This is a genomic window from Stenotrophomonas sp. NPDC047960 (genome assembly GCF_043204395.1).
In the GTDB taxonomy this organism is placed as follows: Bacteria; Pseudomonadota; Gammaproteobacteria; order Xanthomonadales; family Xanthomonadaceae; genus Stenotrophomonas.
On record NZ_JBIDBX010000001.1, the window covers coordinates 1,000,683 to 1,018,299 of the forward strand.

Here is a 17,617-nt window from a genome sequence, read left to right on the forward strand (position 1 = left end):
TAAAGAAAGCCGGGCAGGGCCCGGCTCTACCTCGGTCAATCCGCGCGACCTGCGAACTCGCCCGTTGCGGTATTCACCAGCACGCGTTCGCCGTTGGTGATGTACTCCGGCACCATGATCTCGATCCCGGTGCTCAGCTTGGCCGGCTTCGGGCGCTTGGTCGCGGTGCCGCCCTTCATTTCCGGCGGGGTCTCCACCACTTCCAGCACCACGCTGCTCGGCAGCTGCACGGCCACCGGCTGGTCATCGATGACCTGCACGTAGATGCCGGTCAGGCCGTCGGTGATGTAACCGGCGTCGTCGCCGATGACGTCGGCATCCAGCGTGTACGGGGTGTAATCCTCATCGTCCATGAACACGAACGCATCGCCGTCCTTGTACGAATAGGTGGACTGGCGGCGCAGCAGTTCGACTTCCGGCAGGTTGTCGTCGGCGTCGAAGCTGGCGTCCAGCTTGTTGCCACCCGGCACGCTGTACATGATGAAACGGAAGCGGACGTTGCCGCCGCGACCCTGCGGCGAGCTGCGCTCGATGTCGCGGATCTGGTACACGCCGTTGTTGTACTCGACGACGTTGCCTTTCTTGATGTCGTTGGCTTTCATGTAATGAAGGTCGGTTCGTGGGAGGTAGTGGTGCTTGCTTACTTGGGTGCCAGGCGCACCGCACCATCCAGGCGGATGGTCTCGCCGTTGAGGTAGGTGTTGGTCAGGATGTGGCCGACCAGGCCGGCGAAATCCTCCGGCTTGCCAAGGCGCGGCGGGAACGGGATGGACGCGGCCAGTGATTCCTGCACGGCCGGCGGCATGCCATCGACCATCGGGGTCCAGAATATGCCCGGGGCAATGGTCATCACGCGGATCCCGAAGCGCGACAGCTCGCGTGCCATCGGCAGGGTCATTCCGACCACGCCACCCTTGGAGGCGGCATAGGCGGCCTGGCCGATCTGGCCTTCATAAGCGGCCACGCTGGCGGTGTTGATGATCACGCCGCGCTCGCCATCGTCGCCGGCGGGGTTGTGCTGCATGCGGTTGGCCGCGGCCTTGGCCACGTTGAAGCTGCCCACCAGGTTGACCATGACGGTGTTCTGGAAGGTGGCCAGCGGCATGGGCGCTTCTTTGCCGAGCACGCGGCCAGCGCCCAGGATGCCGGCGCAGCTGACCACGGCGTTCAGGCCGCCCAAGAAGTCGTGCGCGGCGTCGATCTGCGCGGCCACCGCGGCTTCGTCGCTCACATTGGTGCTGAAGTAGCGGGCGTTGGCAGCGCCCAGTCCGGCAACGGCGGCGGCGCCCTTGTCGTCATTGAGGTCGAACAGGGCCACCTTGGCGCCGTGGGCGACCAGATGCTGGGCCACCGAGAGACCGAGGCCGGAGACACCGCCGGTGACGACGGCGCGGACGGAAGACAGCTGCATTGCACGATCCTGCAGGTTCAAGAGCCGCCGATTCTAGCGGATGCGGAGCCGTCCGCCGTTGTGCAGCGCAGGTCGGCGCTCAGCGGCGCAGCGGCAGGCGGCGGGCGAATTCGTCCGGGGACAGTCCGGGCGCGAACAGGAACCCCTGGCCGACGGTGACCCCCATGTCGTGCAGGAACCGGCGCTGTTCCTCTGATTCGATGCCTTCGGCCACCAGGCCCAGGCCCAGGCTGCGCGCGATCCCGCACACAGCCTCGCACACGGCCACGTCCGAGCGGTTGCCCGGCACGCCTTCGACGAACATCTGGCTGAGCTTGAGCCCGTGGATGGGCAACCGGCGCAGGTAATTGAGCGCGCTGTAGCCTTCGCCAAAGTCGTCGATGGTCAGCAGCACGCCCATTTCGCGCAGGCGGGCGAAGGTCTGCAGGGTGTCGGGCGCATCTTCGATCAGCACCCGCTCGGTGAACTCAAGTTCCAGCGCGCTGCCGGGTAGACCATACTGGTCCAGCGCCTGGCGCACGTTGCGCGCCAGGTCCTCGCCGACGAACTGGCGGTAGGAGACGTTGACCGCCACCCGTACGATGCCCAGGCCTTCGTCCTGCCATTGACGCACCTGCCGGCAGGCTTCGTTGAGCACCCACAGCCCGATCCGCACGATGTCACCGGTGCTTTCGGCATGCCCGATGAAGATGTCCGGGCGCAGCTCGCCCAGCTGCGAGTTGCGCCAGCGGATCAGCGCTTCGGCGGCCACCAGCTGCCCGGTGTGCAGATTGACCTGGGGCTGGTAGACCAGGTGGAACTCGTCGTCGTCCAACGCGCGGTGCAGGCGGCTCTCGATCTGCAGGCGGTCGTGCTGGCGCTGCGCCAGTTCCGGGGAAAACACCTGCCAGCCGTTGCGCGTGCGCCGTTTGCAGTCGTACATCGCAATGTCGGCGTTCTGGATCAGCTGTTGCGGGCGCAGGCCGTCCTGTGGCGCGCGGGCGATGCCGATGCTGGTGGTGACCGAGAACTCGTCGGCGCCGAACCGGAACGGGGTGGCGAAGGCGCGGGTGATGGCCTCGGCCAGGCGTTCAGGCTGGTCGGGCTGGTCGCGGGTATCGCACACCACCAGGAATTCGTCGCCGCCGAACCGCGCCACCAGGCCCTCGGTGCCGATCGCGGTGGAAATCCGCCGGGTGGCATCGATCAGCAGCTCGTCGCCGGCGTTATGGCCAAGCAGGTCGTTGACGGTCTTGAAGCGGTCCAGGTCGATGTACAGCACGCCCACCTTGCAGTGCGTGGGGCTGCCCATGCGGGTGGCCAGGTCGGTGAGCACCGCATCGCGGTTCATGATGCCGGTGAGCGGGTCGGTGCGGGCCTGGATGCGCAGGGTTTCCTCGGCGTGTTTGCGCGAGGTGATGTCCTGCACGGTGCCGGCGATGCGCGCGGCGTTGACGTCGCCGGCCTCGGCTTCACCGATCATGCGCACCCAGAACGAATGCCCGTCGCTGCGCTGGCCCTGCAGTTCCAGTTCGAACGGCACCTGGCGGTCGATCACGTCCAGCAGCGCCTGCTGCAGCTGCGCGCGGTCGTCCAGGCGCAGACACTCCATCAGGTGCGCCATGTCCTGCAAGGGCAGCTCCTGGCCAAGGATGCGCGCGGCTTCATCGGTGAGGTACAGGCGTTGCAGGCCGCGGTCCCATTCCCAGCCGCCGATGTGGGCCAGTGACTGTGCGCGGTCGAACAGGGTGTTGTTGCGCTTGAGCTCGGTGATGTCGCTGAACAGCCCGAACACATGGTCTGGGCAGTCGCGTCCATTGCTGTAGACCGGCACGTTGGTGGTGGAGATCCAGATCATGCGCCCGCGCGGGCGGTGGTACAGGCCCACAATGGTGCTGCGGACGATACGCCCGCGCAGCAGCGCTTCAGCAGCGGGCCATTGGTCGCGGGTGAGCGGGTGGCCATGTTCGTCCACGCTGATCCAGTCATCGGGAGCGAGCATCGCAGCCAGGCTGCCGCCATTGCCGTGTGTGCCCAGGATGCGGTGCGCGGCGGGGTTGGCGGAAATCACACGCAGGTCGCGGTCGAACAGGATCACGCCCTTGTCGATGGATTCCATCAGCAGCCGGTAGCGCGATTCGGCCTGCCAGCGACTGCTCAGGTCACGGGCCACCGCCACGATGCAGTGCTCGCCCTGGTGCTCGAAGCCGGCCGAATGCACCTCCACCGGGAAGCGGCTGCCGTCGCCGCGCATGTTGGTGACCTCTATGACATAGGTTTCACCCCGGTGCAGCGCTTCCCAGACCGGGCCGAGGTGGTCGCTGGGCAGGTCCGGGTTGAGCAGTTCGATCGGTTTGCCGATGATGTCTTCGCGGCTGCGCCCGTAGGCGCGCACGCCGGCCTTGTTGAGATCCAGCACCACCCCGGATTCGCTGAGAATGCTGACCGGATCGGGGACCGCATCGAACAGGGCGGCGTAACGGCGCAAGGCCAGCTGGCGTTCGTCCATGGCTTCCTGCAGGGCCTGCTGCACGTGGCGAAGCAGGGCATGCACGTCCTCGCCCGGTGGCTGTGCCAGGGCCTGCTCCAGCGCCGCCAGCGCATGCACATGCGCGGCGAGGTGATCACCGACCGCTGCATCCGTGCGCGGGCGGCGGCGGCTCATGTCGCGGCCAGGGCCCTGCCGGCCTTGCTGCCGGTCTCGCGGCCGAGCCGTGCAGCCAGCCAGCGGCCGGTGGCGGCCAGCGCCGGCAGATCGATGCCGGTGCGCATGCCGATGCCGTGCAGCAGGTACACCACGTCCTCGCTGGCCACATTGCCGCTGGCGCCCTTGGCATAGGGACAACCCCCTGCACCGGACACGGCCGAATCGACCACGCGCACGCCTTCGTCCAGGCAGGCATCGATATTGGCCAGCGCCTGGCCGTAGGTGTCGTGGAAATGCACGGCCAGGGCGGCCATCGGGACTTCATTGGCTACCGCCCGCAGCATGGCGCGCGCCTTGCGCGGCGTGCCCACGCCGATGGTGTCGCCCAGCGAGATTTCGTAACACCCCATGTCGTGCAGCGCGCGCGCCACCCGCACCACCTCGCTGGTGGCGACGTCGCCCTGATAGGGGCAGCCGAGCACGGTGGACACGTAGCCGCGCACCTTGACCCCGTCGACCCGCGCACGCGCGAGGATGGGCGCGAAACGGGCCAGCGATTCGTCGATGCCGGCGTTGGTATTGGTGCGGTTGAAGGTTTCCGAGGCGGCGGTGAACACCGCCACCTCCTCCACGCCCACCGCGCGGGCACGATCGTAACCCTGCTCGTTGGGCACCAGCACCGGGTAGGCGATGCCCGGGCGGCGTTCGATGCCGGCGTAGACCTCGGCGGCATCGGCCAGCTGCGGTACCCAGCGCGGGCTGACGAAACTGGTGGCTTCAATGGTTCGCAGGCCAGTAAGCGAGAGCTGGCGGATCAGCTCGATCTTGTCGGCGGTGGCCACCGGCTGGGCTTCGTTCTGCAGTCCGTCGCGCGGACCGACTTCAACGATGCGCACGAAATCATCCATGCCGATGCTCCCCATGGGCGGGAAGACGCACAACCTGCAGTGGACGGGTGGAAGATGGGGTCACGGAAGTTCCTGGCGACGTGGAGCGGCCCAGGTTTCCCTGTGGGCCATGAAAGGGGGATACGCGGGATGGACGGCAAAGCGGCCAGCGCGTGGTCAGGTGGGCCGGTGGCAGACCGCCTCGACATTGTTGCCATCCGGATCCAGCACGAATGCCCCGTAATAGTCGGGGTGGTAGTGCCCGCGGATGCCGGGTGCGCCATTGTCGCGGCCGCCCGCGGCCAGCGCGGCGCGATGGAACGCATCCACCTCGGCGCGGCTGCCGGCGCTGAAGGCCACATGCACGCCGCCATGCGCCCCGGGCGTGCTGCCGATCCAGAAATCGGGCTTGCCGGTCCGGCCGAACCCGGCGTGGGCATCCGCGCCGGTCTGTTCGGCGCTGACTTCCATCACCACGCGGATGCCGAGAGGGGCCAGGGCCTGCTGGTAGAAGGCCAGGCTGCGCGCGAAATCGCTGCAGCGGATACCGATATGGTCGAGCATGGGACGTCCTTCAATCCTGGGTAACCCAATGGGGAGCGCGTTTGTCCAGGAAAGCGCCCAGGCCCTCCTGGCCTTCCTCGGACACCCGCAGGCGGGCGATCAGGGCGGCATTGTCGCGGTCGGTTGCGTCGCGGTCGCGACCGATCGTGACCCGGCGCACCAGTTCTTTGGCCGACGACGAGGCGATCGGCCCGGCCTTGTCGAGCAGGCCCAGCTGGCGCTGGACCGCTTCGTCGATCCGTTCAGGCTCGATCAGCTGGTGGACCAGGCCGATGCGCAGGGCGGTGTCGGCGTCGAAATGCTCACCGGTGGCGAACCAGCGCCGCGCCTGGCGGGGGCCGATCGCGTCGATCACATAGGGAGAAATCACCGCCGGCAGCAGGCCCAGCCGGCTTTCGGTCAGGCCGAAGCGGGCGGTGGTGCTGGCAATGGCGATGTCACAGCAGGCCACCAGGCCTACTCCGCCGCCGAACGCCGCCCCGTGCACGCGGGCGATGGTCGGCTTGGGCAGCTCATCCAGGGTGCGCATCAGCCGGGCAAGTGCCAGCGAATCCTGGCGGTTGTCTTCCTCGCTGGCGGCGGCCATGCCGCGCATCCACTGCATGTCGGCACCGGCCGAGAACGAGGCCCCGGTGGCGGCCAGCACCACCGCACGCACCTGCTCGTCGCGGCCGGCCGCTTCCAGTGCGGCGGTGAGCTGGGCGATCAGCCCGGCATCGAAGGCGTTGTGCAGGGTAGGGCGGTTGAGCCACAGGGTCAGCACGGCCGCGCTGCGTTCAATTCGTAAAGCGTCACTCATCGGGGGCCTGCGCCTGCTCCATACATGTATGGATCATAGCGGCCCACGGTGGCCGGGCCATGACGCGGCGCGGCGATGCTAGAATTGATAACCATTCTTATCGACCGAAGGCGACCTGTGACGTTGTCCGATCTGCCGCTGCACGGCTCCGCTCTGGTGGAATCGGTGCGCGACCTCCATGCAAACGACGCCATCGCCCGCCGGCTCAGGGAACTGGGCTTTGTCAAAGGTGAAGATGTGCGCCTGGTGGCCCGTGGTCCCATCGGCGGCGAACCGCTGCTGGTGCAGGTCGGGTTCACCCGTTTCGCGCTGCGGATTTCCGAAGCCAGGCGCATCGACATCACACCGGTGGCAGAAGGAGCGGCCGCATGAGCGCTGCCGCCACCCTGCGCATTGCCCTGGTCGGCAACCCCAACAGCGGCAAGACCGCGCTGTTCAACCAGCTCACCGGCAGTCGCCAGAAGGTCGCCAATTACACCGGCGTGACCGTGGAGCGCAAGGAAGGCCGCCTGCGCGCGCCGTCCGGGCGTGAATTCGCCGTACTCGACCTGCCGGGCGCCTACAGCCTGCAGCCGGCCAGCCTGGACGAAGCGATCACCCGCGACCTGTGCCGGGGCTTCTACCCGGGCGAGGCCGCGCCCGACGTGCTGCTGTGCGTGATCGACGCCACCAACCTGCGCCTGCACCTGCGCTTCGCGCTGGAACTGCGTGAGCTGGGCAAGCCGATGATCGTGGCGCTGAACATGGTGGATGCGGCCGAGCGCCGTGGCATCCAGATCGACGTGCCTGCGCTGGAACAGGCACTGGGCGTGCCGGTGGTGGAAACCGTGGCGGTGCGCCGCAACGGCGCCCACGCGCTGGTCGAACGGCTGGATGCGATGGTGCCGCATCTGGATGCCCCGCTGGTGGCGGCCGTTGCCGGAGAAGCGGACTACCACGCCCAGGTGCGCGGCATCCTCGCCGCCGCGGTCAGCATGCCCACCCGTACCGCGAAGATCGACGACGCGCTGGACCGCTGGCTGCTGCACCCGGTGTTCGGCTTGATGACCCTGATCGTGGTCATGTTCCTGATCTTCCAGGCGGTGTTCGCCTGGGCCACGCCGATGATGGACGGCATCGAGGCCGCCTTCGGCTGGCTGGGCGAAGTGGTAGGTGCCAACCTGCCGCCGGGCCCGCTGACCAGCCTGCTCACCGACGGCATCATCGCCGGCGTGGGCGGAGTGGTGGTGTTCCTGCCGCAGATCCTGATCCTGTTCGCCTTCATCCTGGCGCTGGAAGAGTCGGGCTACCTGCCGCGCGCGGCCTTCCTGCTCGACCGCATGATGGCCTCGGCCGGCCTGTCGGGGCGCTCGTTCATCCCGCTGCTGTCCAGCTTCGCCTGCGCGGTGCCCGGCATCATGGCCACCCGCAGCATCCAGGACCCGCGTGACCGCCTGGCCACCATTCTGGTGGCGCCGCTGATGACCTGCTCGGCGCGCCTGCCGGTGTACGCCCTGCTGATCGGCGCGTTCATCCCGCAGAAGACCCTGTGGGGCTTCGTCAGCCAGCAGGGCCTGATCCTGTTCGCCCTGTATGCGGCCGGCATCTTCAGCGCCCTGGTGATGTCATGGGTGATGAAGAAGTGGCGCCGCGACAAGAGCGAGCACCCCCTCATGCTCGAACTGCCGTCCTACCGCATCCCGCACCCGCGCGACCTGGCCGTGGGCCTGTACGAGCGCGGCATGATCTTCCTCAAGCGCGTGGGCGGCATCATCCTGGCGCTGACCATCCTGCTGTGGGTGCTGCTGTCGTTCCCGGGTGCCCCCGAAAACGCCACCATGCCGGCCATCGACTACAGCTTCGCCGGCCAGATCGGCCACGCCATGGCCGTATTCTTCGCCCCGCTGGGCTTCAACTGGCAGATCTGCATCGCGCTGATCCCCGGCATGGGCGCCCGCGAAGTGGCCGTCTCCTCGCTGGCCACCATCTACGCCCTGTCCGCCGCCGACGACGACGCCGCCATCCAGGCCCTGACCCCGGTGGTCGCCAACGGCTGGTCGCTGGCCACCGGCCTGTCCCTGCTGGTGTGGTTCATCTACGCCCCGATGTGCATCTCCACCCTGGCCACCATCAAGCGCGAAACCAACTCCTGGAAGCAGGTCGGCTTTGCCACCTTCTACCTGTTCGCGGCCGCCTACGTCGCCGCACTGGTCACCTACCAGGTGACCGTGGCCCTGGGCGGCGGCTGATATGGGCACCGGCCTGCTCCTGCAGTACATCGTCGTCGCGCTGATCGTCCTGATCAGCGCCTGGGTAGTGCTGAAAAAGCAGTTCCCGGGCACCGTACGCAAAGCGCGCGGTGCAATAGCGCTGGGCCTGATCAAGCCCGAGCGCTCAAACTGGCTTCAGGCACTAGGCCGAAAGATCGCACCACCCGCCATCGGCAGTGGCGGTGGATGCGGTGGTTGCGACAGCTGTGGTCCAACACCGCCCAAGCAGCATTGATTGATCCAGGCTCCACGCTCTTGCTGTCCGTCATCGACAATCTGAAGAGGGCGGGGCCGCGGTAGGTTTGCGGGGGTGTGAGCGGCATGGATGCCGCGACCAAGCCCCCATGGACGGGTTCACGGCGTCCCCCGCGGGCCTACCCCGGACCCGCCCAGCCAGACGGCAACGCAGAGCCGACGCTTTTGAAGTTGACGTTTGAAGTTGACGTTGATTTTAACGTTGCCCAATCCAAACCCTTTCGCTAGCCTGCGGGCATGACTACTCCCCCCATCCGTTTGCTCATCCACGGCGCCTCCGGCCGCATGGGCCAGGCCCTGCTGCGCCTGGCGGCCGAACGCGACGACCTGCAGGTCGTTGCCGCCGTCACCCGCCGCTCGCCCGCCCAGCGCGTGGTCGACGGCGTCCCGCATTTCGCCGCCAGTGAACTCCACGGCGCGCCCCAGTTCGACGTCGCCATCGACTTCAGCCTGCCCGAAGGCTTCGACCCCGTCCTGGCCCTGTGCGTCGAGCGCGGCGCAGGGCTCGTTTCCGGCACCACCGGCATCAGCGAAACCCAGCGCCAGGCCCTGATCCAGGCCGCCACCCGGATCCCGCTCGTATGGGCCTCCAACTTCAGCCTCGGCGTGGCCGTGCTCGATGAACTCGTCGAACGCGCCGCCAACGCCCTGGCCGGCTGGGACTGCGACATCGTCGAATCCCACCACGTCCACAAACAGGACGCCCCCTCCGGCACCGCGCTCACCCTCGGCGCCGCCGCCCAGAAGGGCGGTGCCCAGCCGCACTACGCCAGCCTGCGCGCCGGCGACATCGTCGGCGAACACCTCGTCCAGTTCACCGGCCTTGGCGAGCGCATCGAACTGGCCCATCGTGCCACCAACCGCGACATCTTCGCCCGTGGCGCCCTGTTCGCCGCCGTGCAGCTGAACGGGCGCGCCCCCGCCAGCTACCGCGTCCGCGACCTGCTCGCCGCCAGCGCAACCTGAACACGCGCACCGGCCACGCCTGAACCCCAGGGTGGCCGGACGCTCCCGTACGCTGGCGATTGCAAGCAAACGCTGGCGTTGAAGGGGGGTTGCCTTTACAATTCCCGCTCGCCGAATCACGACAGCCGGACCGGTCCCGCACCGCAGTCCGCGCTTTTTTGCAACCGCTTTTCCGTGAAGCGTGGCGTGACTTCGGTGACCCCTCGGTAGCCAAAGTGAGATTCCCGTGACCCAAGCCGCAATCCTCGTCCTCGAAGACGGCACCGTATTCGAGGGCGAATCCGTAGGCGCGCCCGGCCTGTCCGTCGGTGAGGTGGTGTTCAACACCGCCATGACCGGTTACCAGGAAGTGCTGACTGATCCCTCCTACGCCCGGCAGATGGTCACGCTGACCTACCCGCATATCGGCAATACCGGCCTTACCGACCAGGACGACGAAGCCCGCAAGGTGTGGTCGGCCGGCCTGATCGTGCGCGACGTGCCGCGCCGTCCCAGCAACTGGCGCAGCCAGGTTTCGCTGCAGGACTGGCTGCTGCAGCGTGGCGTGGTCGCCATTTCCGGCATCGACACCCGCAAGCTCACCCGCATCCTGCGCGAGCGCGGCGCGCAGAACGGCGCGCTGATGGCCGGTGACGACATCAACGTGGACATCGCCCTGGAAGCGGCCCGCAAGTTCCCCGGCCTGAAGGGCATGGACCTGGCCAAGGTAACGAGCACCGACAAGGCTTACAGCTGGAACGAGGGCCAGCTCGACCTGGATTTCAACACGTTCGTCAGCGCCGCCCCGCAGTACAAGGTGGTGGCCTATGACTTCGGCGCCAAGCTCAACATCCTGCGCATGCTGGCCGAACGCGGCTGCGACATCACCGTGGTGCCGGCCCAGACGCCGGCTGCCGAAGTGCTGGCGATGAACCCGGATGGCGTGTTCCTGTCCAACGGCCCGGGCGACCCGGAACCGTGCGACTACGCCATTGAAGCAATCAAGGTGTTCCTGGACAGGAAGGTGCCGGTGTTCGGCATCTGCCTCGGCCACCAGCTGCTGGCACTGGCCTCCGGCGCCAGGACCGTCAAGATGGGTCACGGCCACCACGGTGCCAACCACCCGGTGCAGGACCTGGACGATGGCCGCGTGATGATCACTTCCCAGAACCATGGCTTCGCGGTGGATGAAGCGACCCTGCCGGCCACCCTGCGCGTGACCCACCGCTCGCTGTTCGACGGCACCAACCAGGGCATCGCCCGCACCGACGTGCCGGCGTTCTCCTTCCAGGGCCACCCCGAAGCCTCGCCGGGTCCACACGACGTCAGCCCGCTGTTCGACCGCTTCATCACTCTGATGGCGCAGGCCAAGGCCTGATTCGAGACGCCGCTGCCTCCGGCGCGGCGCTGCGACCCCTGACACGCTGTACTGACTTAGAGAAGACAATGCCCAAGCGCACTGACCTTAAAACCATCCTCATCATCGGTGCCGGCCCGATCGTCATCGGCCAGGCCTGTGAGTTCGATTACTCCGGCGCCCAGGCCTGCAAGGCCCTGCGTGACGAGGGGTACCGCGTGGTGCTGGTCAACAGCAATCCGGCCACCATCATGACCGACCCGGAGATGGCCGACGCCGTCTACATCGAGCCGATCAACTGGCAGACGGTCGAAAAGATAATCGAGAAGGAATAGCCAGTTTCACTGCTGCCGACTATGGTTGTCCATAACGCTCTGAACTGCGCGCTGGACCTGGCCGACCACGGTGTGCTGGAGAAGTACAACGTCGAACTGATCGGCGCCAAGCGCGAAGCGATCCGCATGGCCGAAGACCGCGAGCTGTTCCGCGTGGCCATGGGCGAGATCGGCCTGGAATGCCCGAGCGCGGCCGTGGCGCACACCCTTGAAGAAGCCATCGAGATCCAGACCCGGGTCGGCTACCCGACCATCATCCGCCCCAGCTTCACCCTGGGCGGCAGCGGTGGCGGCATCGCCTACAACCGCGAAGAGCTGGTCGATATCGTGACCCGCGGCCTGGAACTGTCGCCGACCACCGAAGTGCTGGTGGAAGAATCGGTGCTGGGCTGGAAGGAATTCGAGATGGAGGTGGTGCGCGACACCGCCGACAACTGCATCATCGTCTGCTCGATCGAAAACCTGGACCCGATGGGCGTGCACACCGGTGACTCGATCACCGTGGCCCCGGCCCAGACCCTGACCGACAAGGAATACCAGCGCCTGCGCGATGCCTCCATCGCCGTGCTGCGCAAGATCGGCGTGGATACCGGCGGTTCGAACGTGCAGTTCGGAATCAGCCCGACCACCGGACGCGTCGTTGTCATCGAAATGAACCCGCGCGTGTCGCGTTCGTCGGCGCTGGCCTCCAAGGCCACCGGCTTCCCGATCGCCAAGGTCGCCGCCAAGCTGGCGGTCGGTTACACCCTGGACGAATTGAAGAACGAAATCACCGGCGGTCTGACCCCGGCGTCGTTCGAACCGTCGATCGACTACGTCGTCACCAAGATCCCGCGCTTTGCCTTCGAGAAGTTCCCGGCCGCCGACGCCCGCCTGACCACCCAGATGAAGTCGGTGGGCGAGGTGATGGCGATGGGCCGTACCTTCCAGGAATCGCTGCAGAAGGCCCTGCGTGGCCTGGAAACCGGCAAGATCGGCCTCGACCCGACCGGCCTGGATCTGCACAACGAAGACGACATCACCACGCTCAAGCGCGAACTCAAGGCCCCGGGCCCGGAGCGCCTGTTCTTCGTGGGCGATGCGTTCCGCGCCGGCTTCAGCGTGGAAGAGGTCTTCGCGCTGTCGCACATCGACCCGTGGTTCCTGGACCAGATCGAAGAGATCATCCAGGCCGAAACCCAGCTGGCCGCCGACGGTCTGGACGCACTCGACGCGGCCCGTCTGCGCAGGCTCAAGCGTGCCGGCTTCTCCGATGCGCGTCTCGCCCAGCTGACCGGCACCAATGAAGCGGGCGTGCGCGCGCTGCGCCGTGCGCTCAAGGTGCGCCCGGTGTACAAGCGCGTGGATTCCTGCGCTGCCGAGTTTTCCACCAGCACGGCTTACCTGTATTCGACCTACGAGGACGAGTGCGAAGCAGCGCCCAGCAACCGCGACAAGATCATGATCCTCGGCGGCGGCCCGAACCGCATCGGCCAGGGCATCGAGTTCGACTACTGCTGCGTGCACGCGGCACTGGCGCTGCGCGATGACGGGTTCGAAACCATCATGGTCAACTGCAACCCGGAAACCGTCTCGACCGACTACGACACCTCCGACCGCCTGTACTTCGAGCCGCTGACGCTGGAAGACGTGCTGGAAATCGTCGAGCTCGAGCAGCCCAAGGGCGTGATCGTGCAGTACGGCGGCCAGACCCCGTTGAAGCTGGCGCGGGCGCTCGAGGCCAATGGCGTGCCGGTGATCGGCACCTCGCCGGACTCCATCGACCTGGCCGAAGACCGCGAACGCTTCCAGCAGCTGGTGGACAAGCTGGGCCTGAAGCAGCCGCCGAACCGCATCGCCCGCAACGACCAGGAAGCGCTGCTGCTGGCCCGCGAAATCGGCTACCCGCTGGTGGTGCGCCCGAGCTACGTGCTGGGCGGCCGCGCGATGGAAATCGTCTACGGTGAAGCCGACCTGGCGCGCTACGTGCGCGATGCGGTCAAGGTCTCCAACGATTCGCCGGTGCTGCTGGACCGCTTCCTGGACAACGCCGTGGAAGTGGACGTGGACATCATTGCCGACAAGGACGGCAACGTCCTGATCGGCGGCGTGATGGAACACATCGAGGAAGCCGGCGTGCATTCGGGCGATTCGTCCTGCTCGCTGCCGCCGTACTCGCTGTCGGCCGAAACCCAGGCCGAGCTGCGCCGCCAGGTGGTGGAGCTGGCCAAGGCCCTGAACGTGGTCGGCCTGATGAACACCCAGTTCGCGATCCAGGCCGGCGACAACGGCGAGGACATCGTGTACCTGCTGGAAGTGAACCCGCGCGCCTCGCGCACCGTGCCGTTCGTGTCCAAGGCCACCGGCATGCCGCTGGCCAAGATCGCCGCGCGCTGCATGGCCGGAAAGACCCTGGCCGAGCAGGGCGCCACCAGGGAAATCGTGCCGGACTACTACTCGGTCAAGGAAGCGATCTTCCCGTTTGCCAAGTTCCAGGGCGTCGATCCGATCCTCGGGCCGGAAATGCGTTCCACCGGTGAGGTGATGGGCGTGGGCCGCAGCTTCAGCGCCGCCTTCGCGCGCGCGCAGGAGGCCGGCGGCATCAAGGCCCCGCCGCTGGGCAAGGCGTTCGTCTCGGTCCGCGACCCGGACAAGAAGCGCGTGCTGCCGGTGGCCCAGGCCCTGCTGGAACGCGGTTACAGCCTGGTGGCCACCCGTGGCACCGCCGCGTGGCTGCAGGAGCACGGCATGCAGTGCGAGATCGTCAACAAGGTCGTCGAAGGCCGTCCGCACATCGTCGATTCGATCAAGAACGGCGAGATCGTGTATATCGTCAACACGACCGAAGGTCGCGCGGCGATCAATGACTCGTTCTCGATCCGTCGCGAGGCGCTGCAGCACCGCGTCACCTATTCGACCACCATCGCCGGCGCCAAGGCACTGGTGCAATCACTGGAATTCCGCGGAACCGGCCCGGTCTGGTCGCTGCAGGAGCTGCACAAGGAGTTGAACGCATGAGAGCACCGATTACCCTGAAGGGCGCGCAGCGTCTGCGCGAAGAGCTTGACCATCTCAAGTCGGTCAAGCGCCCCAAGGTCATCGCGGCCATTGCCGAGGCACGCGAACACGGCGATCTCAAGGAGAACGCCGAATACCATGCCGCGCGCGAAGAGCAGGGCTTCATCGAAGGCCGCATCAAGCAGCTGGAAAGCGAGCTGTCGCATGCCGAGATCATCGACATCACCAAGCTCAATGCTGGCAGCAAGGTAGTGTTCGGGGCTACGGTCGAACTGGCCGACGTGGAAAGCGATGAAGAGAAGCGCTACCAGATCGTCGGTGACCTCGAAGCGGACATCAAACTCGGCCTGATCGCGATTTCCTCACCGGTGGCGCGTGCCATGATCGGCAAGAACGAGGGCGACAGCATCGTGATCGACGCCCCGGCCGGACAGCGCGAGTACGAAATCGTCAGCGTCCAGTACCTGGACTGACCTGACCATGGCCACGGCAACGCTGTTGCTGCCGGCGCGCAGCCGCTTCCCGGCGGCGGCGTTGCCTGATGACGTGGCCAGGGCGCTCGGCCGTGCCGAGCGCAGCCGGGTCGATGCCGGCGAGCGGGCCCAGCTGCAGCGGCATTTCCAGCTGCAGCCGGCCGATTGGCCGGTGGCGGCACTGACCCGGCAGCTGGATGTGGGCGATGCCCACGATGGTGTGTGGCTGCGTGCGGACCCGGCCAACGTGGTGCCGGACATGCACGGCGCGCGGATGATGGGCCATGGCGACACGTTGCGGCTTGAGGCCGACGACGTAGCGGCATTGCTGCCGGCGCTGCAGCCGTTGTTCGCGGGGTATGGATTCAGCCTGGATGCGCCGACCCCGTCGCGCTGGTATCTGCGCCTGCCACCGGAGACCCTGCTGCCGGTGTTCGCAGCACCCGATGACGTACTTGGCGATGACCTGTTCGGCCACCTGCCCGAAGGCGATGGCGGGCGTCGCTGGCGTGCATTGTTGACGGAGGCCCAAGTGGTGCTCCATCAGCACCCGTGGAACGTGGAACGTCTGGCGGCCGGCAAGCGGGCGGTCAATTCGCTGTGGTTCTGGGGGGGCGGTGAACTGCCGGGGGCGGTTCGAACTGCCCACGCGCAGGTGCGCAGCCGCGATGCGCTGCTGCAGGCGTTGGCCAAGGCGGCCGGCGTGCTGGCCGATGGCGACCAGCAGGTGGATGCGCTGGTTGACCTGCGCCAGCTTCGTTCGTTGGAGCAGCTGGGCAACGATGCGATCCGGCCGCTGTTGTCGGCATTGCAGCGCGGTGAACTGCGCCGGCTGGTGCTGGATTTCGAAGATGGCGCCCGTTTCGAGCTGGACAAGACCCAGCGCTGGCGGTTCTGGAAGAAGCCGGTACAGCTGCACGATTGATGCCGGGTATCATGGTGGCCATCGGCGTTCGCGCTGTTCATCGAGCCCGCCTTGACCTCTGCTGATGCCCTCCAGATCCAACGCCGTCCTGTTGCTGCCCTCGGCGACTGGCCGGGCGACATGCTGCCGTTGCTGCAGCGCCTGTACGCGGCGCGCGGGGTCACCGATGCGGCGCAGGCGCAGCCCAAGCTGGCCCAGCTGCACGCGCCTGAACTGATGGGCAGCATGCAGGCCGCGGTAGACCTGCTGGCAGCGGCGATCGCGGCCGATGAGCGCATTCTTGTCGTAGGTGATTTCGATTGCGATGGCGCCACCGCCTGTGCGGTCGGCGTGCGCGGCCTGCGCATGCTCGGCGCGCGTGATGTGGTCCATGCGGTGCCCAACCGCATGCTGCACGGCTACGGCCTGTCGCCCTCGCTGGTGGCCGAGCTCGCCCCGCTGCAGCCCGGGCTGCTGGTGACGGTCGACCACGGCATTGCCTGCCATGCCGGCGTGACCGCAGCCAAGGCGCTCGGTTGGAAGGTGCTGGTCACCGACCACCACCTGCCGGGCGAACAGCTTCCGCCGGCCGATGCCATCGTGGATCCCAACATCAACGGTGATGCCTTCCCGAGCAAGGCGCTGGCCGGGGTCGGCGTGATTTTCTATGTGTTGATGGCACTGCGCCGGCACCTGCGCGTGCAGGGGGCGTTTGCCACGGGTGCCGAACCGGACCTTCTGACCCTGCTGGACCTCGTCGCGGTCGGCACCGTGGCCGACCTGGTCGCGCTGGATGCGAACAACCGGGCGCTGGTGTCGGCTGGACTTCGCCGGCTGCGCGCCGGCCACGGCTGCGTGGGCCTGCAGGCCCTTATTGAAGCCAGTGGCCGCGATGCGGCGCGACTCACTGCCACCGATATCGGGTTCGCGCTTGGCCCACGGCTGAACGCGGCGGGCCGGCTGGAAGACATGGCCCTGGGCATCGAACTGCTGCTCACCGAAGATCGCCGCCAGGCGCGGGAGATCGCCCAGACGCTGGAGCAGATCAATGCCGAGCGCCGTGCCGTGCAGCAGGTGATGACCGACGATGCTGAGCTTGCGGTATCCCGTGCGGCGCTGGCCGCCGAAGGTGAGCGCCCGATTGCGGCCTGTCTGTTCGACGCCGAATGGCACCCGGGCGTGGTGGGCCTGGTGGCGTCGAAGATGAAGGATCGCCTGCACCGGCCCGTGATTGCATTTGCTCCCTCGGAACCGGGCAGCGATTCTCTGCGCGGTTCGGCGCGCTCGATTGCCGGCTTCCACATCCGTGACGCGCTGGCGCTGGTGAACGCAGCCCACCCGGGGTTGATCGACCGGTTCGGTGGTCACGCGATGGCCGCCGGCCTGAGCCTTCCGCATGCGCGGCTGCAGGAATTCCAGCAAGCTTTCGTGGCTGTGGTTCAAGCGAGCATGGATCCGGCCGCGCTGCAGCAGCTGCTGTTGAGTGACGGCGAACTGGCCCCGGCCGAGCTGGATTTCCAGCATGCCGAAGCGCTGCGCCTGGCCGGTCCGTGGGGGCAGGGCTTCCCGGAACCGCTGTTCGATGGCCATTTCCAGGTGGCGCGCTGGCAGGTGCTGAAGGAAAAACACCTCAAGCTCAGCCTGCGCGTGCCCGGCCGTGCCGAGCCGATCAACGCCATCCATTTCAGCGGCTGGCGCGGCAACGCGCCGGCCAGCAACGTCCACATCGCCTATCGCCTGGTCAGCGACGACTACCGGGGCGGCGGTGCGATCCAGCTGATCGTCGAGCACTGCGCCGACGCATAGGGCAGGGCA

General features: G+C 67.1%; 14 protein-coding genes and 1 pseudogene. 9 read left to right on the top strand and 6 right to left on the bottom strand.

What is annotated here, in order from left to right; all coding sequences use genetic code 11:
* Positions 1-35: 35 nt before the first annotated feature.
* The 6 genes from yeiP to ACGFZ3_RS04815 all read right to left on the bottom strand — a co-directional run bounded on the left by yeiP (position 36) and on the right by ACGFZ3_RS04815 (position 6,287).
* Positions 36-602, bottom strand: coding sequence for an elongation factor P-like protein YeiP (gene yeiP / locus ACGFZ3_RS04790; RefSeq protein ID WP_392917098.1), 567 nt, complete (start codon positions 600-602; stop codon positions 36-38).
* A gap of 38 nt (positions 603-640) precedes the next feature.
* Positions 641-1,411 carry an SDR family NAD(P)-dependent oxidoreductase gene (locus ACGFZ3_RS04795; protein ID WP_392917101.1) on the bottom strand — a complete coding sequence of 257 codons (771 nt, stop codon included), beginning with the start codon at positions 1,409-1,411 and terminating at the stop codon, positions 641-643.
* A 79-nt stretch (positions 1,412-1,490) separates the two neighbouring features.
* Entirely contained in the window at positions 1,491-4,055 is a 2,565-nt protein-coding gene (locus tag ACGFZ3_RS04800) for an EAL domain-containing protein (RefSeq protein ID WP_392917104.1), read from the bottom strand.
* A complete protein-coding gene (locus ACGFZ3_RS04805; RefSeq protein ID WP_392917107.1) occupies positions 4,052-4,945 on the bottom strand; it encodes a hydroxymethylglutaryl-CoA lyase in 894 nt (297 codons plus the stop codon). Before ACGFZ3_RS04805 ends, ACGFZ3_RS04800 begins: the two co-directional genes overlap by 4 nt.
* A gap of 156 nt (positions 4,946-5,101) precedes the next feature.
* Positions 5,102-5,488 carry a VOC family protein gene (locus ACGFZ3_RS04810; protein WP_392917110.1) on the bottom strand — a complete coding sequence of 129 codons (387 nt, stop codon included), beginning with the start codon at positions 5,486-5,488 and terminating at the stop codon, positions 5,102-5,104.
* Positions 5,489-5,498: 10 nt separating this feature from the next.
* Complete coding sequence (locus tag ACGFZ3_RS04815) at positions 5,499-6,287, bottom strand: enoyl-CoA hydratase-related protein (RefSeq protein ID WP_282245588.1); 789 nt, start codon at positions 6,285-6,287, stop codon at positions 5,499-5,501.
* 117 nt (positions 6,288-6,404) lie between these two features.
* Here ACGFZ3_RS04815 and ACGFZ3_RS04820 point away from each other — a divergent pair, with 117 nt between their 5' ends.
* The 9 genes and pseudogenes from ACGFZ3_RS04820 to recJ all read left to right on the top strand — a co-directional run bounded on the left by ACGFZ3_RS04820 (position 6,405) and on the right by recJ (position 17,608).
* Complete coding sequence (locus tag ACGFZ3_RS04820) at positions 6,405-6,659, top strand: ferrous iron transport protein A (RefSeq protein WP_392917592.1); 255 nt, start codon at positions 6,405-6,407, stop codon at positions 6,657-6,659.
* Positions 6,656-8,515: a ferrous iron transport protein B gene (gene feoB / locus ACGFZ3_RS04825; RefSeq protein ID WP_392917115.1), complete on the top strand. Its 1,860-nt coding sequence runs from the start codon at positions 6,656-6,658 to the stop codon at positions 8,513-8,515. Before ACGFZ3_RS04820 ends, feoB begins: the two co-directional genes overlap by 4 nt.
* Before the next feature lies 1 nt (position 8,516).
* Positions 8,517-8,771: a DUF6587 family protein gene (locus tag ACGFZ3_RS04830; RefSeq protein ID WP_392917118.1), complete on the top strand. Its 255-nt coding sequence runs from the start codon at positions 8,517-8,519 to the stop codon at positions 8,769-8,771.
* A 257-nt stretch (positions 8,772-9,028) separates the two neighbouring features.
* Complete coding sequence (gene dapB, locus ACGFZ3_RS04835; RefSeq protein ID WP_392917121.1) at positions 9,029-9,757, top strand: 4-hydroxy-tetrahydrodipicolinate reductase; 729 nt, start codon at positions 9,029-9,031, stop codon at positions 9,755-9,757.
* Between the two features lie 226 nt (positions 9,758-9,983).
* Entirely contained in the window at positions 9,984-11,114 is a 1,131-nt protein-coding gene (gene carA, locus ACGFZ3_RS04840) for a glutamine-hydrolyzing carbamoyl-phosphate synthase small subunit (RefSeq protein ID WP_392917124.1), read from the top strand.
* A gap of 68 nt (positions 11,115-11,182) precedes the next feature.
* A pseudogene (gene carB / locus ACGFZ3_RS04845) lies at positions 11,183-14,425 on the top strand (carbamoyl-phosphate synthase large subunit).
* 8 nt (positions 14,426-14,433) lie between these two features.
* On the top strand, positions 14,434-14,898 hold the full coding sequence (gene greA / locus ACGFZ3_RS04850; protein WP_392917595.1) for a transcription elongation factor GreA: 465 nt from the start codon (positions 14,434-14,436) through the stop codon (positions 14,896-14,898).
* Positions 14,899-14,905: 7 nt separating this feature from the next.
* Entirely contained in the window at positions 14,906-15,823 is a 918-nt protein-coding gene (locus tag ACGFZ3_RS04855; RefSeq protein ID WP_392917127.1) for a phosphoglycerate mutase, read from the top strand.
* A 51-nt stretch (positions 15,824-15,874) separates the two neighbouring features.
* A complete protein-coding gene (gene recJ, locus ACGFZ3_RS04860; RefSeq protein WP_392917130.1) occupies positions 15,875-17,608 on the top strand; it encodes a single-stranded-DNA-specific exonuclease RecJ in 1,734 nt (577 codons plus the stop codon).
* The last annotated feature ends 9 nt before the right edge of the window (positions 17,609-17,617 follow it).